This is a genomic window from Shewanella sp. Iso12 (assembly GCF_012030025.1).
Taxonomy (GTDB): domain Bacteria; phylum Pseudomonadota; class Gammaproteobacteria; order Enterobacterales; family Shewanellaceae; genus Shewanella; species Shewanella algae.
The window spans coordinates 55892-77190 of the sequence record NZ_JAAUHW010000006.1; the positions used below are offsets into that span (position 1 = coordinate 55892).

Genomic DNA, 21299 nt, shown 5'->3' on the forward strand with positions numbered 1-21299 from the left:
CTATTTGCGTCGTTCCGGAGGGGTGGCAGAGTGGTTGAATGCACCGGTCTTGAAAACCGGCATGGGTTTATAGCCCATCCAGGGTTCAAATCCCTGCTCCTCCGCCATATTCAGAGAGGCCCGCTTGTGTAAACAGGCGGGCTTTTTCGTATCTCAGTTTTGATGATAGCGATTAGCCTGGTATAGGCGGTTAGAGAATGGCGGGTTTATAGCGCCGTCATGCAGGATTCAAGTCCTTGCTCCTTCGCCATATTCAGAGAGGCCCGCTTGTGTAAACAGGCGGGCTTTTTCGTATCTCAGTTTTGATAATAGCGATTAGCCTGGTATCGGTTAGCGGATTGCTGGGGTTATCGCGCCGTCATGCAGGGTACCAATCCCGGTTCCTCCGCCATATTTAGAGAAGACCGCTTGTGTAAACAGGCGGGCTTTTTTGTATGATGTTTCAAAAATTTCGGCAACAACACCTCGCTAATGGCGTACTAGTAGCCTGATGTGATTATTACCTGCTTGCCAAGACAGAATTTTCTGCTGTTACTGGCGTTTATTCTGTGCGTTTTCAGCGTTTGCTGGCGGCTTAACTGTAAGTCGGGTCTAAAAGCGATTTTTATGAGGGCCATCAAGCTGCTCTGCTGGTCAGTTCAAACCAATATATGGCACAATCACCCTCCATATCTTGGGCGGTTTACTGGTATTACCGCCGCTAATCCTAAAGATAAGGAAGCTGGATCCTGTCTTTTGCACCACCAGGTGCTCTGCTTCCTTTTCTGTCACAGCTTAAGTACCGCTTTGCCGCAGTTTATGCAACATGGTAGAGCGCAGAGAAGAGAATCAATCATTATGGCGAAAAGCCCATCGGCTAAAGGCGCGGCAAACGTATCCAAAGGTTTTGAAGAATCCCTGTGGGACAGTGCCAACAAGCTGCGTGGCAGCGTTGAGTCTGCCGAGTACAAACATGTGGTGCTCAGTCTTATCTTCCTCAAGTTTATCTCCGACAAGTTTGAAATGCGCCGAGCCCAAATCCTCAAAGAGCATGCAGAAATGGGCGCGACTTTTGCCGATATGGTGGACTTCTACACCATGGAGAATGTCTTCTACCTGCCGCAGGAGGCGCGCTGGAGCCATGTGATCGCCAATGCCAAGCAGGATGATCTGGCGCTGATTATCGACACTGCCATGAAGACAGTGGAGAAGAACAACAAATCATTGGCTGGCGCCTTGCCGGAAAACTACTTTTCCCGACTGAATCTGGAGCCCAGCAAGCTGGCATCCCTGGTGGACACCATCAATAACATAGATCTGATTGTTGAGCAGCAGTCCAATGAGTGCCGGCTGTCGGAACAGGATGTGGTCGGCCGGGTGTATGAATACTTTCTGGGTAAGTTTGCCGCCAGTGAAGGCCAGCGCGGCGGTGAGTTCTACACTCCCAAGTGTGTGGTTACCCTGATTGCCGAAATGCTTGAGCCCTACAAGGGCAAAATTTACGACCCTTGCTGCGGCTCAGGGGGGATGTTCGTGCAATCGCTCAAGTTTATTCAGGCCCATCAGGGCAACCAGAGGGATGTCTCCATTTATGGTCAGGAGTACGCTAACACCACCCGTAAGCTGGCCAAGATGAACCTGGCGATTCGTGGCATTGCGGCCAACCTGGGCGAAGTGGCCGCTGATACCTTCTTTAAAGATCAGCATCCTGATTTGAAAGCCGACTTTATTATGGCCAACCCGCCGTTTAACCAGAGTCAATGGCGTCAGGAAGCCGAGCTCACCACAGATCCGCGCTGGGCCGACTATCAGGTGCCACCAACCGGCAACGCTAACTATGGCTGGATCATGCACATGATCTCCAAGCTCTCAACCCAAGGCAGCGCAGGCTTTGTGCTGGCCAACGGTTCCATGAGCTCCAATACCAGTGGCGAAGGGGTTATCCGCCAGCAGATTATTGAAGACGATCTGGTGGAGTGCATGATTGCCCTGCCGGGGCAGCTGTTTTACACCACCCAAATCCCCGTGTGTCTGTGGTTCCTCACCAAAGATAAGTCAGCCAATGAAGAGAAGGGCTATCGCAAGCGTAGCGGCGAGACCCTGTTTATTGATGCCCGTAATATGGGCTCGATGATCTCCCGCAAGCAGAAAGAGCTTACGCTTGATGATATCGCCCACATCGCCGCCACCTTCCATACCTGGCGCGGTCAAAAGGTGCTTGATGCGGAAGGTAAGGAAGTGGTGTATCAGGACATCGCCGGTTACTGCAAATCGGCCAGTTTCGATGACATCAAGGCCAACGACTTTGTGCTGACACCGGGCCGCTATGTCGGCGCCGCAGATGTGGAAGATGACGGCATCCCGTTCGAGACCAAGATGCAGGAGCTCACCGCCAAGCTGGCCGAGCAGTTTGCCGAATCCGCCAAGCTGGAAGTGCAAATCAGAGTGAACCTGAAGGGGCTGGGTTATGAGTTTTGAGTGGAAAAGTCATCCGCTGCATTCTGTGGGCAGAATTGTAACTGGTAAGACCCCGTCCAGTAATATTGAAGGCGCATTTGACGACCAAGGCATTCCGTTCATCACTCCTAGCGACATGGATGGAAGACGCTGTATTGATTCTACAGTCAGATATTTGTCTGAAGTCGGTTTGGAGGTTAGCAAGAAGTACCTAGTTCCTGAGGGTAGTGTAGCGGTGTCCTGTATTGGCTCTGATATGGGTAAAGCGGTGCTGGTAGGTCAAGACTCAGTGACAAACCAGCAAATCAACACAATCATCGTAGATGAAAGCCAGTTCAATCCTGTTTTTGTATATTATGTGCTGTCAACTATGCAGCAAGAATTGAAAAATATTGCAAGCGGTTCAGCCACTCCAATCCTAAATAAAACACATTTTGGGAATGTTGAAATTCGTGCTCCAAAGCGAGAATTACAAGATAAGATTGTCTCGATACTTGAACCTTCAGATTTAAAAATCACCCTCAACACCCAAACCAACCAGACCTTGGAGCAGATGGCGCAGGCGCTGTTTAAGAGCTGGTTTGTCGATTTTGACCCAGTGATCGACAACGCCCTGGATAGCGGTTTTTTTGAGAGGGAGTTTGAAGGCGAGGGCATCCCTGAGCCGCTGGCAAAGCGGGTGGCGATTCGGCAGGCATTGCGCGAAGCTGCCGGCGCAGATACTGATGCCTCTGCTATTGGCCGTCTGCCGCCCGAGACCCGCGCCCTGTTCCCCGACAGCTTTGAAGAGCACCCAGAACTCGGCTGGATACCCAAGGGGTGGGACGTCGGAACGGTACTGGATTTATTTGAGCTGCATCGTGGTTTTGATTTGCCTAAGTCAAAGCGTGTTGACGGTGAATATCCTGTCTATGCTGCAGGAGGATTTCATGGGACTCACAACGAGTTCAAGATGGAGCCTCCCGGAATAATTACAGGCCGAAGTGGTGTAATTGGTAATGTATATCTTTCATTGGAAAAGTATTGGCCGTTAAACACAGCTTTGTATATTCGAGATTACCGTTTAAGCGGTCCTTATTACGCTTACCATTTGCTGAGGTCTATCGACTTGAAGGTATTTAACTCAGGGTCTGCTGTTCCTAGTCTCAACAGAAATTATGTGCATAGTTTGGCTGCACTTTGTCCTCCAGAAGCGTTGTTACAACTCTTTGAGAGTGCTGCAACGCCAATATTTGCAAAAATCGCAGCAAATAATAAACAAAGTGAGACATTAGCCAGCCACCGCGATACCTTGCTTCCTAAGCTGTTGTCTGGTGAATTGAATCTTGCTGAAATTCATGAGAAAACTGATGACGAAGTGACATTAACGTTCGTTGAAGTTCGTGATGGCCAAGCATGAGTGGCGACACCGAATGTCATGGCTTTAATGTAGAATTTTTTAGAAGTGGGAACTAAACCGATGATCGCTAGTTTTGACTTACAACACTATGGTCCGATTCGTACGGCTAAAGGCTGTAGCTTAGGACAGATAAATCTCATTATGGGCGCGAATAGTTGCGGTAAGACTTTCTTATTGAAGGCTTTGTACTCGGCCATTAGAAGTCATGAGGAAACTGGGCGAGGTAACGACAAACGTGATTTTAATGAGGTGCTAAGTGATAAGCTCTATTGGACATTTCAAGCAGATAAAATAGGTGACATCGTTACCAAGGGCAAGAGCCATAAGCTCAGGGCCGCGATTACGCTTAACGATAAGAGCTCGTTGGTTTTTGAATTTGGACCTGATACCACGCGCAAAATTGATCCTCACTTGAACAATTTGTCACCTCGGGAGGCCAACTCGGTATTTTTGCCTCCAAAAGAAGTGCTGAGCTTGATGCCGGTAATTCAGAAGTCTGTATTGCAAGACCGTGCATTTGGTTTTGATGCGACATATTTAGATTTAGTGCTTGCATTGCAAAATCCGACCCAAAAAGGTCGCAATAGTGATGCATTCGTTCAATCTCGGAAAACACTTGAAAATATGTTTGCGGGTAAGATCGAGTTCGATACAAAAAAAGGACAATGGTTATATCGCAGAGGTAACAGTAAGTTTTCTATTAGTACAACCGCTGAGGGTATCAAGAAAGTTGCAATTTTAGACACGTTGCTCGGTAATCGTTATCTATCAGCAAATTCAATCGTATTTATAGATGAGCCAGAATCTGCCCTTCATCCTACGGCAATAGTACAGTTGCTTGATATTATTGCCGTGCTTGCTGAAGCAGGAATACAGTTCTTTATAGCTACTCATTCCTATTATGTAATCAAAAAACTGCTATTGATTGCGCACCAAAAAACAATGCCGATCCCTACATTTATGGGGAATAGTGATGGACAGTGGCATCAGACCTGTTTGCTTCGAGATGGCCTACCTGACAATGAAATCATCAATGAATCCATACGCTTGTTTGAGCAAGAGTTTGAGGGGATCTGATGACTGTTGAATTTGTAGAGTCCGGTTTGAAATTTGGCCCATACCCAGCAACCGACTGTTATATAATGGAAAACACTCCTGCTCATAATGCTCTAGGCCCAGGAGTTAAAATGGTTGAATTTGCTTTGAGTACTGACGGGCGGACTAGTCTATGGCTGGTTGAGGCCAAATCAAGTGTACCAAGCTCCCAAAATAGTCCCGCTAAATACGAAGAATATTTCAAAGACATAGAAGAGAAAATGGTTAATGCGGTAACTATGCTAATGATGGGGGGAATTCAGCGAGATAAGCAAGTCTATGCGGAGTTTCCCGATACTATTAAACAAATTGATTGGTCATTAGTTAACCTTTACCTGCGGTTGATTATCACACCTGTTCCAAAGAAATTCCTACCGCCGCTTCAAGATAGTCTGCGCATAAGACTTAGTCGTTATTTAAAGCTATGGGGTGTAAATCAAATGAATCTTAAGGTCATAAATGGCGAGCTCGCTCAGCAAGCTCCTTTCAATGCTGAATTCGTTCAGTAGTTTCATACGGAGGAGGGATGACCAAGTTCACAGAAGCAAGTTTGGAAGCGGCGATTATTCAGTTGTTAGGTGAGCAGGGGTATTCGCATGTTGATGGCGCCAGCATAGTTCGCACGCCGGAACAAGTGCTGCTGCTGGATGATTTGGCCTGCTACCTGAGTAATCGATATGCCGAAGAAGCCCTGACCCAGGCTGAAATCAAACGCATTATTGCCATGCTGGAAGCCCTGCCGGCCGGGGACTTGTACGACTCCAACAAGCAGTTTTGCCAGTTGCTGGCAGATGGCTTTACCTTTAAGCGGGATGGCCCCAGCGCCAAGGATTTGCGCATTCAGCTGCTGGACTACAGTGCTTTGGAACATCTGGGTTTAGAGCATCTGGGTTTAGAGCATTTGGGCCTAGAATCAGTCGGTTCAAATGAGCTTGCTGCCGGTGTTGCTGAAGCTACTGCGAACTATGATGTGACTTCATCGAATGTGGGGCGGCATGTATCACCGCCTTACGTTGAGCAAAAGATGGATACCAATATCTACAAGCTGGTGAGCCAGTTGGAGATTGAGGGTATTGATGGCAAGCGCATTCCGGATCTCATTTTGTACGTAAACGGCCTGCCGCTGGTAGTGTTTGAGTTCAAGAGCGCCATTCGTGAAGAGCAGGCCAATATCTATCAGGCCTGGCATCAACTGACCTCCTACTATCGCCGTGATATCCCACAGCTGTTTGTGTTTAACGCCCTTTGCGTGATAAGCGACGGCGTCAATAACAAGATGGGCAGTTTGTTTGCGCCCTATGAGTTCTTTTATGGCTGGCGCAAGATAAGCGGCATGGAGTCGGTAGAGAAAGACGGCATCGACTCGCTGCATACCCTGCTGCAGGGGCTGTTTGATAAAGCGCGGCTTAGGCTGGTTTTGCGGGACTTTATCTTTTTCCCCGATGTGTCGAACCGTGAAGAGAAGCTGGTGTGCCGCTATCCGCAGTTTTACGCGGTAAACAAGCTGTACCACAGTGTGCTGCGGGCGCAAAAGCGCTTCAGCCCAGAAGGTAACCTTATCCATGGTGATGGCAAGGGCGGCACTTACTTTGGCGCTACCGGCTGCGGTAAGAGCTACACCATGCAGTTTTTAGCCAGGCGTTTGATGAAGAGCCAGGCGCTGGCCAGCCCGACCATTATTCTGATCACTGACCGTACCGATCTGGACGATCAGCTCTCCAAGCAGTTCACCAATGCTAAACAGTATCTGAAAGATCAAACCGTAGTGACTGTGACCAGCCGTGAAGATTTGCGCACACAGCTTAAAGGGCGCAGCAGTGGCGGGGTGTTCCTGACCACCATTCATAAGTTCACTGAAGATACTGAACTGCTGACCGACCGCAGCAATGTGATTTGTATTTCCGATGAAGCTCATCGCAGCCAGATTAACCTGCAGCAGAAGGTGGTGATTGATAGTGACAAGGGCACAGTGCGCAAGAGCTATGGCTTTGCCTATCACCTGCATCAATCGCTGCCCAATGCCACCTTTGTGGGTTTCACCGGCACGCCTATAGATGCCACCCTGGATGTGTTTGGTGCTGTGGTAGACAGCTACACCATGAGCGAGTCGGTGAATGATGAAATCACAGTGCGCATTGTGTATGAAGGTCGAGCCGCCAAAGTGCTGCTTGATGATGCCAAGCTGCAGGAGATTGAGCGTTACTATGATGACTGCGCCGAGCAGGGCGCCAATGAGCATCAGATAGAAGAGAGCAAGAAGAGCATGGCCTCTATGGGCTCGATTCTGGGAGACAATGACCGCATTGCGGCGCTGGCCAGAGATTTTGCGCAGCACTACCAGCAGCGAGTGGATGAAGGCTCCACCATCAAGGGCAAGGCGATGTTTGTCTCCAGCAGCCGCGAGATTGCCTTTAAGTTTTACAAGGCGCTGAAAGCGATTAAGCCAGAATGGTTTGAAATAAAATCGGTGGCTGATGGTGAGACGCTCACCGACAAAGACAGCGTTAAGCCGCTTGCCATGGTCAATATGGTGATGACCGGCAACAAAGAAGACAGTCGTGAGCTGCGCGATCTCCTTGGCAACAAGGAGCAGCGCAAAGAGCTGGACCGGCAGTTTAAGCAGGCCAAATCCAACTTTAAAATTGCCATTGTGGTGGATATGTGGCTCACCGGCTTTGATGTGCCGTTTCTGGATACCATTTATATCGACAAGCCGGTGCAGCGCCATAACCTTATTCAGACTATCTCACGGGTGAACCGTAAGTTTGAGGGTAAGGATAAGGGGCTGGTGGTAGATTACATCGGCATCAAGCGGCAGATGAATCAGGCGCTGGCCATGTTCTCCAAGGCCGATGAAGCCAACTTTGAAGACATTAGTGCTTCTGTGGCTGTGGTGAAAGATCACTTGGATTTACTTGGTCAATTGATGCATGGCTTTGATGCCGGAGATTACTTTGAGGGTAACCCGGTGGCTCAGCTTAACTGCCTCAATCGCGCCGCCGACTTTGTGCTGTCCAAAGTATCGATGGAAAAGCGCTTTATGGCGCTGATGAAGCGGTTGAAGGCGGCTTATGATGTGTGCTGTGGAGCCGAGCGTTTGTCTCAGGGTGAGCGTGACCGTATTCACTTTTATCTGGCGGTGCGCTCTATCGTCTACAAGCTGACCAAAGGTGATGCACCGGATACGGCGCAGATGAACACTAAGGTCAGGCAGATGATTGAAGAGGCTATCCGCGCCGATGGGGTCGAGGAGATCTTCCATCTGGGTGAAGATGGCGCAGAGCAGATAGATATCTTCGATGAGGATTATCTGGCCAGGCTCGATAAACTCAAGCTGCCTAATACCAAGATTGAACTGCTCAAGAAGATGCTGGCCAAGGCGCTGGGGGAGTTCAAAAAGACCAACCAGCTTAAAGCGGTGGAGTTCTCGAAGAAGCTGAGATCTCTGGTAGATCATTACAACGAGCGCAAAGAGGAAGATGCCTTTACCACAGAGGTGCATCAGGAAGCGGTAGACAGTCTGTTGGCGCTGATGGCCGACATCAAGGTGGAGATGGGGTCGTTTGCTGACCTTGGGATCAGCGTGGAGGAAAAGGCGTTTTACGACATCCTCAAACACGTGGCGAGCAAGTATCAGTTTGCCTATGAGGAAGCGCGCCTGCTGGAGCTCGCCGCCAAGGTGAAAGCCGTGGTGGATGACAAGGCCAGCTACCCTGACTGGAATAACCGCGACGACATTAAATCGGCACTCAAAGTAGAGCTGATTATGCTGCTGTCGAAAAACGGCTACCCGCCCGTGACCTACAACGAGGTGTACCAGGACGTGTTCGCCCAGGCCGAGAACTTTAAGGCCAATAGGGTGTAGGGGGAGGTTCTCGCCTTTTGGACCAATCGGGTGATTGGTGCCGATGGCAAAATTGTGGATGTGAACGGGCAGGCCAGCCAGCTCAAACAAGAAGGACGGTCACTGCCGGTGAAGGAGTAATTATATTTATCATCGGCATGACGGTTTTTCTCAAATTTTTATAATGGACAAGTTATTGAAAAGGAATAGGAAGCAAAAATGAATTTTGCAGGAAGCTTTGAAGAACTGAAAGACAGACTCAATTCTCTCGATGGAAAGTGGGACGAGTCCAAGCCAGACTACAAGACCTATCGCCTCAGCGGTGGCTTGATGAATTGGCATCATGAAACAGGCAAGATAACTTTTCAGGGAAAGATACATGGTAAGTCGCTCCTGGAAAAACACGTACCGAACTTACTGGAAAAGCCTCATATAAAACCACCTGCTAAGCCGAAACCCACTCCGAAGACCCCCGCGACAACCACAGTGACGAAAGCTGTAAAATTGAAAGCTGACGTTAAATCAAGATTGACTCAAAGGATTGAAGCGCTTTTAGCTGCTGTGAGTGCTGGAATGCATGAGCGTGAGCAGGTGCTGGCCGTAGCATTGTTGGGTGCGATTGCTGGTCACAACACCTTTTTGTTTGGTCCTCCCGGTACGGCCAAGAGTTTGATCTCCCGCCGTATTGCCCGTGCGTTTGAGAATCCAGTGTATTTTGAATACCTGATGAATAGGTTCAGCACACCAGAAGAAGTGTTTGGGCCTGTGTCACTTAAAGAGCTCAAGGAAGACCGCTATACACGGCAGATAGCCGGCTATTTGCCAACTGCTGACTTTGCATTTTTGGATGAAATCTGGAAATCGAGTCCAGCTATCCTTAACAGTCTGTTGACTATTATCAATGAGCATATTTTTAAAAATGGCGCCGAAAGGGTTAGGGTACCGCTGAAATCGTTGATAGCTGCTTCCAACGAAGTTCCCGCTGAAAACCAGGGACTGGATGCGCTTTACGATCGGTTTATCATACGAATGGTCGTTCCACCCATTCGTGAGGAAGAAAACTTTAATCGGTTATTGAACAGTAAACCGAGTTCAGATTCACCTGAAGTAGATGATTCTTTGTTGATTAAATATCAGGAATTGGCCAATTGGCGAGAGTTGTTGCATGACGTGACTTTGAGCCAAGATACCACGCTGGTGATTAAATACATTCGAGAGCAGCTGGTGGCCAAATATGGTGAGCTTAAGGTGTACGTGTCTGACAGGCGCTGGCAAAGGGCAGCGATGCTGCTAAAAGCCTCTGCATATTTCAATGGTCGCGATGAGACCAACCACAGCGATGTGTTGCTGCTCAAGCATTGTCTGTGGACTACACCGGATAATCAGCCGCTTATTGCTGGGTTGGTTAATGATGCGGTTAAAAGCTGTGGCTTTAATACCGATATTGATCTTCACAAGCTGGATAAACAGAAAGATGCGCTCGATAAGGAAATCAATCAGGAGCTGTATTATTCAGAAGATGTTTACAAGACAGAAAGCCTCAGAGATGGGAATAATTATTTCAGAGTCGATGCCGTTTTTAAATATAGATCATATGGATATAATCGTAATTATGATGAAAAAATGACCTTGTATATCCCGGAAAGTCGTTTCAAATCTAAAGGTGAGTTTCATCCAACTGATCAAAATGGAAATGAATTTTCTCGAGTGAGCTGTGATTTTGATGGTCAGGGCACGTGTAAAATGGAACTTAATCAGAATCATCATGATTATGCGTTTGAACCAAAGGTTCTTTTTCATCGTGGCGATAAAAAGCAAGCCATCAATGAGCGTCTGATCTCATCTCTGGCAGGGTCAGTTACGGACATGCGGGCTCAGTTAACTCAGGTGTTAGAGGCAGTTGAGTCCAAGTGTCAACTTTATAAATCCACTCTCAACAGCCCGTTTGTTAGCGAGTCAGAGACGGATGTGGCTGTTGATGGCATTCTTAAACAGATCGAACAGCTTAAACTACGTATTGCTGACTGCGAGCGGTTGGAGTCTTTATGCAGCCAGTAAGCGCAGAGGTACAGGCATCGTTGCTTGGCGCTCGTCTTAAACAGCAATTTTCGCCACTGATTGCAGCTTATTCCTCCTTGGAAGAACAGCTGGATAGTAGGCTCAGTGAATGGCAGCGTAATTGTGAACTTCAGCTGGCAAAGGAAGACCCTTTTCTACGCCATGAACTGCGACTTGATAAGTGGTTGAGTCAGAATCCCAGTACGACGGATCTAAGTGAGCATATGATCGCTGAATACCGGGATTTTTGCTTTGCTGCAAAAGTACCTTTTGACAACAAATTCTGGCATCAGCAACGCCAGAAAACCTGGCAGGAAGCCGGTGCCATAGCGCTAAGTAAACAACTGCTTTGTAATGAATGGCGAAAAAGGTTGGATGAGGCACGAATTGCGTGGCAAACGGAGATACTCAGACAGCTCGGTCAGCAGCAAGCAGGCGAGTTGACTGACTGGTTGAAGGCGCTGGAACAATTTGTTCTCAGGATAAACAGTAGAAACAAAGGCCAATCCGAATGGCTCAGCGGACTGATGGCTAAGCTGACTTCGAAAAATGTAGAGCGGATGATTGAGTGGTGTGACTCTTTGGCTTTGCTGTATGAGGGGCTGAATGATTTAGGGTTAGAGCCAGGGCTGTGGTTAGATGGCAGCTTAGGCGAGTTAACACCTTACTGCTTGGAAGAAATTCAGCAATGGGCCCGATATTTGACGACTGACCCCGGCGCGAAAAAAATCGCCGATATATTGGGCCGTATGCGTGAAGTTGAATGGTCGGAGAAGGTATCGGTAATTAAGCAGAGCCGCACAGTTCGTCATCCGGTTACTGATATCAACTCAAAAGAAGAAATTATTGGTTTACGGCTTGGTAAAGATCTTGAGCATGCTTTGCCTTCAGAGCTTGCGCTTATGGCTGATCCTGAAACCGCCATTTTGTTTGATTTAAAGTATATTGAATCAAAATTGGTGTGTTTTGAGCTCCAAGGCACCAGCTTTAGGGATGACATAGAGCATTATGACGTGGAGGTCACTGAGCAGGCCGAAGACGCTAAGGGGCCGATGATCCTTTGTATTGATACCAGTGGTTCAATGGCAGGTGAGCCTGAGTACATGGCTAAGGCGATGGCACTCTACTTGGGTACAAAAGCCAAAGCCGAAAAGCGTGCGTGTTATGTGATTGATTTTTCTTCAAGTATCGATACTTTTGAATTAACACAGAGCAATGGCATATCTGCACTAACTTCGTTTTTGCGGCGAGCTTTCCATGGTGGGACTGATGCGGCACCAGCATTGGCGCATGCCTTGAAAATGCTGAAACAAGGCGACTACCAAAAGGCGGATGTCTTGGTGGTGTCTGACTTCATAATGGGTGAGTTACCGCAAAGTCTTTTGCAGGAAATCGAACAACAACGGGATCAGGGCAACAGGTTTAACTCCTTGGTTATCGGTAGCGTGTTTATGAGCAGGCGCATGAAGACGCTGTTTGATACAGAGTGGATTTATGACCCTTACTCACGACAAGTGACGGAGATTGTGGGTTTTGCTAAGCAGCTTATTGAAAAGAGTGTGTCTAAAACAGACCCTGGCCAGGACAGTGAACTGCTCAACTAGTAAGCAATGTATATTAGTGCCCGATTAATTAGGCCCGTTGAACATGTCAGGATTGTTCCCTTCTAATGTAGATGATTATGGACGGCTTCCTAATCATGAATTTATTAAATTCAATAACATAGCCTATAATTTAATTATTAATTCCCAGTGCCCATACTCATCCCAGTCGGGCCGCCATATTCAGAGAAGCCCGCTTGTGTGAACAGGCGGGCTTTTTCATATCTTGGTTTTGATAATAGCGATTAGCCTGGTATCGGTTAGCGGATTGCTGGGTTTATAGCGCCGTTATGCAGGATTTAAATCTCTGTACCTCTGCCTTATTCTGAGAGACCCGCTTGTGCAAATAAGCGGGCTTTTCCGTGTCCCAGTTTTAATGATTGCTACTGGGAAAATCAGTTCTGTGTTAGAGCTCGCCTACACAGTTTCAAGTCCATAAATTTTCCTCTCAATTCAGACAGAGAGGTCATCTCGCTCCAATAGCTTTAAGTGGACATTTAGGTATGCTATTAAGCACTTTTATGTCTACTTGATTGGATTATGGATATCAGTACTGCTTTGCAACGGCTGCACAGTTTTGATCGTAAAGGTATTTATGTTTATACCAAGGGGAATCTCAGGCGGCTATTTTTTGATGATACGGCAGAAGCGTTTAAGCAGAGCCTGCCTAGGTTGATAAAGCAGGGGATCCTGGAAAGGCCCTGCCGCGGCGTATACCTGTTTGCACTGAGCCGGCGAGATAGTTACGCGGTAGAGCATATCGCCTGTGCACTGCGGCGCGGTGAGTATAACTATGTTTCGCTGGAATCGGCCCTGTCTGAATACGGTGCGATTTCGCAGATCCCTATCAGCTACATTACCGTGATGACCACAGGTCGAAAGGGAGTTTTCAAGACACCCTATGGCACTATCGAATTTACCCATACCCAGCGCGATGACATGGATATTTTGCACAATACCATCAAAATTCCGCAAAGGCCGCTGCGTATGGCTACAGAAGCGGCGGCCCTGAGAGATCTGAAACGGGTTGGCCGGAACTTACATATGTTGGTTGAATCCTAACCGGCTCAATGTCGACCAGAACCTATTTGTCTTTCGGCCAAGGCATTGTTGCACTGATTTTGGCATTTTATTGCCTTGGCAAGAGAATTTTTATGCAACAAAAGGGAAGATTGTTGCACTTTATCCCTTATCCAAGTCAACATAAGAATGAGTTTCTTTTATAATCATAAAGTTAACTTGAGCTTTTCTATTGTCGGCAGATGGGCTAAATTATCCCAAAGGCTTCGAAGAATCAGGGCTACACGAAAAGGCCGACAATAATAAGGTGGGTTGAAGTTGATATCCGTATATTTGGTGGATGACCATGAGTTGGTCAGAACCGGGATCCGCCGGATCCTCGAAGATGAGAAAGGCATTAAAGTTGTAGGGGAAGCAGGTGATGGCGAAGCTGCTGTGCAGTGGAGCAGGCAGAATGAAGCCGATGTGATTTTGATGGATATGAATATGCCCGGAATAGGGGGGCTTGAGGCCACCCGTAAAATTCTGCGTTACCAACCTCATGCCAGAATCATAGTATTGACTATTCACTCAGAGGACCCTTTCCCGACCAAGGTGATGCAGGCCGGTGCTTCCGGTTATTTGACCAAGGGAGCCAAGCCGCCGGAGGTGATCCAAGCCATTCGGCAGGTCGCTCACGGGCAGCGATATCTGTCACCGGAAATTGCCCAGCAGATGGCCTTGAGTCAGTTTGATCAGACTGATGAAAACCCCTTCAAGTCGCTGTCTGAGCGGGAATTGCAGATCATGATGATGATCACCAATGGTGAGAAGGTCAATGATATCTCCGAGCAGCTGAATCTCAGCCCCAAGACGGTTAACAGCTACCGTTATCGCTTGTTTGCCAAACTGGGGATCAGCGGCGATGTGGAGCTGACCCGATTGGCGATTCGGTATAAAATGCTCGACACCGGGCAGTTCTGATTTACACAGGGAGCCATGGCTCCCTCTTTCTTTGTTGTTTTCTGTCCCTGAAATCTTTATCTCTTCAGCCGTTATTCATAGAGTGGGTTCATGCCGCAGGAATTCAATCCCAAGCTTTTTCTTAAAAATCTGACCTCAGCGCCGGGCGTCTATCGTATGTACGACAGCGGCGGTAGCGTGATTTACGTGGGCAAGGCCAAAGATCTCAAGAAACGGCTCTCGTCTTATTTTCGCAAGAATCTGCCCAATGTGAAGACTCAGGCGCTGGTGTCCCATATCGCCAATATCGATGTGACACTGACTCACAGTGAAACCGAAGCACTGATCCTGGAAAACGATTACATCAAGCAGTACTTGCCGAAATACAATGTGCTGCTCAGGGATGACAAGTCTTACCCCTTTATTTTGCTGAGCCAGCACAGGCACCCCAGGCTTGCTTACCACAGGGGGCCGCAACGGGAGAAGGGGCAGTATTTCGGGCCTTATCCCAATGGCGGTGCGGTGCGTGAAAGCCTGCATTTGATGCAGAAACTGTTTCCTATTCGTCAATGTGACGATCTCTACTACAAGGCGCGCTCGCGTCCCTGTTTGCAGTACCAGCTCAAGCGTTGCAGCGCCCCTTGTGTCGGCAAGGTCTCGGACGAGGAATATCTGGAGCAGGTCAAGTTGGCGACCCTGTTTCTCAAGGGCAAGGATCAGCAGGTGCTCAGCGCCTTGGTCAAGAAAATGGAGCAGGCGGCCGAGTCCATGGCCTACGAGCAGGCGGCCCGCTATCGGGATCAGATCATGGCGCTCAGACGAGTGGCCGAGCAGCAGGAAGTGTCATCCAGCCATGGTGATCTTGATGTTATTGGGGTGCACTACGCCTCAGGGGTGGCCTGTTTCCACCTGTTGTTTATTCGCGAGGGCAAGATTTTCGGTAGCCGCAGCTACTATCCCAGCGTGCCGGCGCAGACCGAAATGGCTGAGGTACTCAGAGCCTTTATGCTGCAGTTTTATCTCAATGTCGATATTCAGCGTACTATCCCGCGGGAAATTCTCCTGAGTGACGGCTATGAGGAGCTGGAAGAGCTGGAGCAGGTGTTAATGGACGCACTGAACAAGAAAGTGGCCATCCGCACTCGGGTCAGGGGGGACAGAGCCGGTTATCTGCGCCTGGCCAAGACCAATGCTACCAATGCCGTCAATACCAAGCTGGCCCACCGCAATACGGTGGAGCAGAGATTCCTGCTGCTTGAAGAGGCGCTTGAACAAAGCACCCCGATTAAACGTATGGAGTGCTTCGATATCAGTCATACCATGGGGGAGAGCACTGTGGCCTCCTGCGTGGTGTTCAATCGTGAAGGGCCGGACAAGAGCGAATATCGGCGCTACAACATCAAGGGCATTACTCCCGGTGATGATTATGCGGCGATGAAGCAGGCCTTGACTCGCAGGTTTGATAAAGTCAATGCACAGGGCAAGATCCCGGATATTGTCTTTATCGATGGCGGCCTTGGGCAACTCAGAATGGCCCAGGAAGTGGTCAACGAAAAGTTTGTCGGCATAGAGGCCGTACCTACACTTATTGGGGTCGCCAAAGGTGAAAGCCGCAAACCCGGGTTGGAAACCCTGATCTTCGGTGATACCGAAGAGAGCTTTTCACTGCCGGATGACTCACCGGCGCTGCATCTTATTCAACATATTCGTGATGAATCCCACAGGTTTGCGATTACCGGTCATAGAAATAAACGCCAAAAGACCCGCAACACCTCAAGCCTTGAGTCTATCCCGGGGATTGGCCCGAAAAGACGCAAGGCTTTGCTGCAATATCTGGGGGGATTACAACAGGTGAAGGGGGCAAGTGTGGCGGAATTGGCAAAAGTGCCCGGGATTAGTCCAGAAATGGCTCAAACGATACACGATGCATTGCGGGGGTAGTAAAAATCAGGCAAGATTGGCGCTGCTTTTGATTATTTGGTTTTATCATGCCGTTTAATATACCCATCGCCCTTACCTGGTTTAGGCTGTTCTTACTGCCTGTTTTTGTTCTGGTATTTTACTTACCGTACAGTTGGGCGCCGTTCATGGCTGCATTTGTTTTCTGGCTTGCAGCCATTACCGACGCCTTGGATGGGTATGCGGCCCGTAAACTGGAGCAGTCCACTCGTTTTGGTGCCTTCTTGGATCCTGTGGCCGATAAGCTGATGGTGACCACGGCCCTGGTGCTGCTGGTTGAAGACTACAACACCATCTGGCTGACCTTGCCGGCGCTGTTTATGATAGGGCGTGAGCTGGTGATATCGGCGCTGCGTGAGTGGATGGCCGAGATAGGTAAACGCGGCGCTGTGGCGGTATCCTGGATTGGCAAGTATAAGACGGCAGCCCAGATGGTGGCAATTATTGGCCTTATCTGGAAGCAGGGCGACTGGATGATCTATACCGCCTATGCCTTGCTGTATGTGGCGGCTTTCCTGACCTTCTGGTCGATGATCAGTTATATCAAGGCCGCCTGGAAGGATCTGATAGCAGGTTAAACGGTGCTAGTTTGTGCCCGATTGCACAATAATGTTTCGATAAGATTATTTAGTGTCCAAGCAAACAGTTAAGCACTAATTCTTCGTTGACAGTCGGGGTTAAAAGCGTAGAATGCCAATCCGTAGTCAGGGCTGGCTCTGAATACAAAACGAAGCAAGAAAAGTGATGCGACATTAGCTCAGTTGGTAGAGCGGTACCTTGCCAAGGTACAGGTCATCGGTTCGAACCCGATATGTCGCTCCAATCTCACACAGCACCTCAATGCTGTGACCCCAAAAAGGCGCGATGGCAGAATGGCTATGCTGCGGATTGCAAATCCGTCGATCTCGGTTCGACTCCGGGTCGCGCCTCCAAATTTAATCCCCCTAAATTGAATTCCCTTAAAGTCACTAGAAGCAAACTTAGCCCTTGTTTTCATACCAAGTTTACGTTCGTTAATAGCTGCTGACTTTTATCACATCAAATCCCGGTTCAACTGTCAGATACAAGCGTCAGTATTGATATCTTTGGCCAGCAACAAGCATGACTATTGATGCAGGGGGCAGAGAGCCTGCCCCGAGAACGTATTACTCTGGCTGCAGAGCCTGTTTCAGCGAAGGGGAAGCCTTAAAGCTAGGCTGATTGCTGCCGGCAATCTCCAAAGGTTCACCGGTTTGTGGGTTACGGCCGTTGCGGGGAAGGTGGTATCTGAGCTCGAAAGTGCCAAACTGCGGCAGATAAACCTTCTCGCCTTCACTGAGTGCCTGGGTAAGGCTAGCCAGAATATGCTGCAGTTGCACTTTGGCTTGAGCCTTTGAGATCTGTTGTCTTTCGGCCATCTGCCGAATGAGCATTTGTCTGTTCATTATATTGCCTGTTACTGCTTTGGCAGGATTTTATATCAGAATAATCTCCATGATCACAGGCTTGTGCTAATAAGTGGTTAATTATCAATCGCTAATAATCATTGACTTGCCAATGTATTATGTTAATCGAGGGTCGTTCAGCCAATTGTCAGCAAAATATCATCGAATCACGGCGCATATTTGCCATAATTGAGCTTATGTCCCGGGAGGCCGATATGACAAAGCGCGTGTTAATGCCTTTACTGATCATTCTGCTCCTCAGCGGCGCGGCATATGCAGTTAAAGCCGATGATGCCGCTATCAGGATCCTGAATAATCAGCTGCAGTTGCTGGCTCTGCTGCCTGAAGGGCAGGAGTTTGCCGATGATTTACGTTCCATGAGCCGCGGCGATCTTAACCTTCAACTGGAGTTGCGTGAGGGGATTGAACAGGATATTGCAGCCTTCTGGAAGCGTCGTGGCGTTCCTTTGGCCTTCAACACGCTACCCCTTGACGCCAATTCGCTCAGCCGGGCGCTGGCGCTGGAGCCTCAGGAAGACGACTATCTGGCAACCAGCAGCCGGATCCGCTATCTCATTTGGCTCGCTGAGCGGCATCAATGGCCCAGGTTGGATCCCGGTGGTTGGCTGCGCCCTGGCGACAGTCATCTGCTGCTCCCAACAATTGCGAAGCGTCTATATTGGCTTGGCGATCTCAGCAGCGAGCCGGGCGACAACAAGGTTTATTCACCGCAGCTGGCCTCGGCGGTAGAAGCGTTTCAATCCCGTCATGGGCTTAAAACCGATGCCATCATAGGCCCTGATACGCTGCGTTGGCTCAATACTGAACCATTGCAACGTGCCCGCATGCTGGCCGGCAACTTCGTCGCCCGCACCGTCTACAAGCAGCAATTGGGAAAGCGCTATCTGTTGGTGAATATCCCGGCGTTTGAGTTGACTCTGGTGGATGACAACCAGGTGCAGTTACGCTCCCGGGTCATAGTCGGCAAACCCTATCGGCAAACACCACTGCTCAGCAGTGAGGTATCCAATATCGTTTTAAATCCTACCTGGACTGTGCCAAGGGGTATACTGAGGCGCGACTTACTGCCGCAGATCCGCAAGGATGGTGAATATCTGCAGCAGCGGCATTTCAATGTTTATGACTATCAGGGCAATAGAGTGGAAGAAAGCGCCGCAGCCTGGCAAAAAGAGGCGAGTGGCCGTTTCCCTTATCGTTTGGTACAGCAACCGGGCGCCGATAATGCCTTGGGACGCTATAAGTTCCATTTCAGCAATGGCTTTAATGTTTATCTGCATGACACACCGGACAAGCATCTGTTTACCAAAGCCAATCGAGCCCTGTCTTCCGGTTGTATCCGGGTCGACAAGGTGGAAGAGTTGGCGTCCTGGATGGCCAATAATCTGGTGCGGGACAAGAGAACCTGGCAGCGGATGCAAAGTGACTATCAAACCACTCAATGGTTTGCCTTTGAGCAGCGCCTGCCTGTTCATCTGGTTTATTGGACTGCGTGGATGGATGAGCGGGAAAGAGCGCAATTTCGCAGCGACATCTATCAATTGAGCCCGGGAGTTAAGGTGGCACTTGAGGCGCAGACGATAAGGAATACTGAATTGGCCCACAAGGCAGAGCAGCATCAGGGAAGTGAGGAGCATTTGCTGCGTCCTTGATAAACAGTATCTTTGGGACGCCGAACCCAAGCTTTACTAACTTAATGTGGTGCAAGGAATTATCTCGATTTCTGTCTAGTTCATCTCAAAAGGCCGCGGCGCTGCCTCTAAATCGGCGCTTGACCTTGGCGTTAATCCCGTATAATTTGCCGCCTTGTGGTTGTTTTTTGTGCAAGGTGAATAAGTGTCAGTAGTATGTCCTGCCCGTAGGCAGTTGTTGATGGGCCTTGGCGGCGCGGCAATGGTTTCTATGCTTCCTTCAAAAGCGATGGCGAGTCGGTCTACTAAAGGTAGTCGATATCTGAGTTTTTATAACCGGCATACAGGGGAGCGTGGCGATGGGACTTATTGGAAAGACGGTCATTATCAGAGTAACACTCTGTCGCAGTTCAGCCATCTGCTGAGAGATCATCGGCTGAATTTGGCGGCCCCTATGGATAAACGCCTGTTCGATCTCCTGTTCAACCTGCAGCAGACATTGTCGGTTTCTGAAGAGATCCATGTGATTTCAGGTTATCGCTCGCCTAAAACCAACGCCATGCTGGCCGGCAAGAGTAACGGCGTAGCCAAGAAGAGTTACCATATGCGGGGTATGGCAATGGATATCGCGATCCCCGGAGTTAAGCTTGAGACTTTGCGTGAGGCTGCCCTGTCATTAAAACTAGGGGGAGTCGGCTATTATCCGAAGTCGGGATTTGTCCACGTTGACTGCGGGCCGGTGCGCAGCTGGTAGGTTTTTCCGGCACAGAGAGATTGGTTTCTGCCCTGCGGATAAAGCCCTGTTCGCGGGGTTTTCTATCTTCCAATAGAGCCATCAGCTCGCTGAACTGCAATCTGAGACGTAACAGCTCGCGGGTTTGCTGCCAGTCGGCGACCAAGGTGTTGAGTCTGTCATAAAAGAGAGCGTCTGAGCTCAATTGCTCGATAAGATCCGGGCAGTTGCAGGCACGCATCAAATGTAACAGATGGCCGCTTTTCTGCTGATTACAGGCGAGAAACTCCAATAAAATCAGGTCGAGCTTCTCCTGTTGAAACGGAGCATGTTCGATCAGGTAATGGAGTTCCGCTGCCAGTTTATAGCACAGGCTATCATCCCGTATCAGTTGCTGCAGATTGGCGTTCATCGGCCTGCTTCATGTAATAAAACCAGATTACTGAAAGCAGGGTAGCAGCAGGGCGATGGAAAAATTGTGATCTCGATCAGGGTAAAACCTCTGCTAAGCAATGGCTTTTCTTAATGATTACAGATGTTACAGATGAGCAACAGCGGGAGAGAGAAATTGACTTCACTTTTACCTGTAAAGGGTAAATCAGCTTGTCGGCTCAGTTACCTCTGTGCTAGTATTCGCCCGCTTTATATGAAGGCCGCTATTGGTCGAAAATAGTGGCCAGTTATTGACTATCAAAAGAGTATTATTATGTCTTACACTATTCCAGCACAAACCCGCACTGAGATTGGGAAAGGTTCGAGCCGCCGCCTGCGTCGTGACGGGAAAGTTCCAGCCGTTATCTATGGCGCCGGCAAAGAAGCCGTTGCTATTGTGTTCGAGCACAAAGATATCATCAACATCCAAACCAACGATGACTTCTACACCAGCGATCTGACCATAGTTCTGGACGGTAAAGAAGTTAAAGTACGCGCTCAGGCTATGCAGCGTCACGCGTTCAAGCCAATGATCGAGCACGTAGACTTCGTTTACGCTTAATCGATAATTGGATGTTGAAAAGCGCCCTCAGGGCGCTTTTTTTATGTCTGCATTTTGAGCTGCAGGGACAGCTAATTAGGCTTTAAGTCGCATTTTATGTCCAGGCCGGATGGGATAAGTAGCGGATGCCCGCAAGGCAGACATC

At 48.9% G+C, this 21299-nt stretch carries 15 protein-coding genes, 3 tRNA genes and 1 pseudogene; 17 read left to right on the forward strand and 2 right to left on the reverse strand.

What is annotated here, in order from left to right:
* Positions 1 to 16 precede the first annotated feature (16 nt).
* From HCX89_RS12250 to HCX89_RS12315, 14 genes are all read left to right on the forward strand, one after another.
* A tRNA-Ser gene (locus tag HCX89_RS12250) sits at positions 17 to 107 on the forward strand.
* Between the two features lie 730 nt (positions 108 to 837).
* Positions 838 to 2457, forward strand: a complete 1620-nt coding sequence (locus tag HCX89_RS12255; RefSeq protein WP_167716213.1) for a class I SAM-dependent DNA methyltransferase — start codon at positions 838 to 840, stop codon at positions 2455 to 2457.
* Positions 2447 to 3835, forward strand: coding sequence for a restriction endonuclease subunit S (locus HCX89_RS12260; protein WP_167716214.1), 1389 nt, complete (start codon positions 2447 to 2449; stop codon positions 3833 to 3835). Before HCX89_RS12255 ends, HCX89_RS12260 begins: the two co-directional genes overlap by 11 nt.
* A 60-nt stretch (positions 3836 to 3895) precedes the next feature.
* The gene (locus tag HCX89_RS12265; RefSeq protein WP_144190531.1) at positions 3896 to 4912 is read left to right on the forward strand and encodes an ATP-binding protein; all 1017 of its coding nucleotides are present in this window, start codon (positions 3896 to 3898) and stop codon (positions 4910 to 4912) included.
* The gene (locus HCX89_RS12270; RefSeq protein ID WP_144190532.1) at positions 4912 to 5439 is read left to right on the forward strand and encodes a hypothetical protein; all 528 of its coding nucleotides are present in this window, start codon (positions 4912 to 4914) and stop codon (positions 5437 to 5439) included. Before HCX89_RS12265 ends, HCX89_RS12270 begins: the two co-directional genes overlap by 1 nt.
* A 17-nt stretch (positions 5440 to 5456) precedes the next feature.
* Positions 5457 to 8795 carry a type I restriction endonuclease subunit R gene (locus HCX89_RS12275; protein WP_167716216.1) on the forward strand — a complete coding sequence of 1113 codons (3339 nt, stop codon included), beginning with the start codon at positions 5457 to 5459 and terminating at the stop codon, positions 8793 to 8795.
* A 198-nt stretch (positions 8796 to 8993) separates the two neighbouring features.
* Complete coding sequence (locus tag HCX89_RS12280) at positions 8994 to 10832, forward strand: AAA family ATPase (RefSeq protein WP_243889399.1); 1839 nt, start codon at positions 8994 to 8996, stop codon at positions 10830 to 10832.
* On the forward strand, positions 10820 to 12436 hold the full coding sequence (locus HCX89_RS12285) for a VWA domain-containing protein (protein ID WP_144220138.1): 1617 nt from the start codon (positions 10820 to 10822) through the stop codon (positions 12434 to 12436). The genes HCX89_RS12280 and HCX89_RS12285 overlap by 13 nt, the downstream gene beginning before the upstream one ends.
* A gap of 537 nt (positions 12437 to 12973) precedes the next feature.
* Positions 12974 to 13495, forward strand: a complete 522-nt coding sequence (locus HCX89_RS12290; RefSeq protein ID WP_025009634.1) for a hypothetical protein — start codon at positions 12974 to 12976, stop codon at positions 13493 to 13495.
* Positions 13496 to 13771: 276 nt separating this feature from the next.
* Positions 13772 to 14416 (forward strand): UvrY/SirA/GacA family response regulator transcription factor, encoded by a 645-nt coding sequence (gene uvrY / locus HCX89_RS12295; RefSeq protein ID WP_025009635.1) that lies wholly within the window; start codon positions 13772 to 13774, stop codon positions 14414 to 14416.
* A gap of 90 nt (positions 14417 to 14506) precedes the next feature.
* Entirely contained in the window at positions 14507 to 16336 is a 1830-nt protein-coding gene (gene uvrC / locus HCX89_RS12300) for an excinuclease ABC subunit UvrC (protein WP_117200649.1), read from the forward strand.
* Positions 16337 to 16383: 47 nt separating this feature from the next.
* The gene (gene pgsA, locus HCX89_RS12305) at positions 16384 to 16932 is read left to right on the forward strand and encodes a CDP-diacylglycerol--glycerol-3-phosphate 3-phosphatidyltransferase (protein WP_028779289.1); all 549 of its coding nucleotides are present in this window, start codon (positions 16384 to 16386) and stop codon (positions 16930 to 16932) included.
* A 168-nt stretch (positions 16933 to 17100) separates the two neighbouring features.
* A tRNA-Gly gene (locus HCX89_RS12310) sits at positions 17101 to 17176 on the forward strand.
* Between the two features lie 36 nt (positions 17177 to 17212).
* Positions 17213 to 17286: transfer RNA gene (locus HCX89_RS12315), tRNA-Cys, on the forward strand.
* A 213-nt stretch (positions 17287 to 17499) separates the two neighbouring features.
* Here HCX89_RS12315 and HCX89_RS12320 read toward each other — a convergent pair.
* A pseudogene (locus tag HCX89_RS12320) lies at positions 17500 to 17790 on the reverse strand (HU family DNA-binding protein); the annotation flags it as partial.
* A 203-nt stretch (positions 17791 to 17993) separates the two neighbouring features.
* On the opposite strand from HCX89_RS12320, the gene HCX89_RS12325 reads away from it, so the two are divergent.
* A complete protein-coding gene (locus tag HCX89_RS12325) occupies positions 17994 to 19448 on the forward strand; it encodes a murein L,D-transpeptidase (protein ID WP_167716218.1) in 1455 nt (484 codons plus the stop codon).
* Between the two features lie 184 nt (positions 19449 to 19632).
* Positions 19633 to 20181, forward strand: coding sequence for a DUF882 domain-containing protein (locus HCX89_RS12330; protein WP_081737067.1), 549 nt, complete (start codon positions 19633 to 19635; stop codon positions 20179 to 20181).
* Here HCX89_RS12330 and HCX89_RS12335 read toward each other — a convergent pair.
* Positions 20069 to 20572: a hypothetical protein gene (locus HCX89_RS12335; protein WP_044734399.1), complete on the reverse strand. Its 504-nt coding sequence runs from the start codon at positions 20570 to 20572 to the stop codon at positions 20069 to 20071. The genes HCX89_RS12330 and HCX89_RS12335 overlap by 113 nt on opposite strands.
* 294 nt (positions 20573 to 20866) lie before the next feature.
* On the opposite strand from HCX89_RS12335, the gene rplY reads away from it, so the two are divergent.
* Positions 20867 to 21154, forward strand: a complete 288-nt coding sequence (rplY, locus tag HCX89_RS12340) for a 50S ribosomal protein L25 (RefSeq protein ID WP_045282740.1) — start codon at positions 20867 to 20869, stop codon at positions 21152 to 21154.
* Positions 21155 to 21299 lie beyond the last annotated feature (145 nt).

Excerpts from the sequence above, each read along its gene's own strand:
- HCX89_RS12335 (WP_044734399.1), bottom strand. The coding sequence starts at position 20,572 with ATGAACGCCAATCTGCAGCAACTGATACGGGATGATAGCCTGTGCTAT.
- HCX89_RS12325 (WP_167716218.1), top strand. The coding sequence starts at position 17,994 with ATGACAAAGCGCGTGTTAATGCCTTTACTGATCATTCTGCTCCTCAGC.
- HCX89_RS12290 (WP_025009634.1), top strand. The coding sequence starts at position 12,974 with ATGGATATCAGTACTGCTTTGCAACGGCTGCACAGTTTTGATCGTAAA.
- pgsA (WP_028779289.1), top strand. The coding sequence starts at position 16,384 with ATGCCGTTTAATATACCCATCGCCCTTACCTGGTTTAGGCTGTTCTTA.
- uvrC (WP_117200649.1), top strand. The coding sequence starts at position 14,507 with ATGCCGCAGGAATTCAATCCCAAGCTTTTTCTTAAAAATCTGACCTCA.
- HCX89_RS12275 (WP_167716216.1), top strand. The coding sequence starts at position 5,457 with ATGACCAAGTTCACAGAAGCAAGTTTGGAAGCGGCGATTATTCAGTTG.
- HCX89_RS12280 (WP_243889399.1), top strand. The coding sequence starts at position 8,994 with ATGAATTTTGCAGGAAGCTTTGAAGAACTGAAAGACAGACTCAATTCT.
- HCX89_RS12255 (WP_167716213.1), top strand. The coding sequence starts at position 838 with ATGGCGAAAAGCCCATCGGCTAAAGGCGCGGCAAACGTATCCAAAGGT.
- HCX89_RS12270 (WP_144190532.1), top strand. The coding sequence starts at position 4,912 with ATGACTGTTGAATTTGTAGAGTCCGGTTTGAAATTTGGCCCATACCCA.
- HCX89_RS12285 (WP_144220138.1), top strand. The coding sequence starts at position 10,820 with ATGCAGCCAGTAAGCGCAGAGGTACAGGCATCGTTGCTTGGCGCTCGT.
- HCX89_RS12265 (WP_144190531.1), top strand. The coding sequence starts at position 3,896 with ATGATCGCTAGTTTTGACTTACAACACTATGGTCCGATTCGTACGGCT.
- HCX89_RS12260 (WP_167716214.1), top strand. The coding sequence starts at position 2,447 with ATGAGTTTTGAGTGGAAAAGTCATCCGCTGCATTCTGTGGGCAGAATT.
- rplY (WP_045282740.1), top strand. The coding sequence starts at position 20,867 with ATGTCTTACACTATTCCAGCACAAACCCGCACTGAGATTGGGAAAGGT.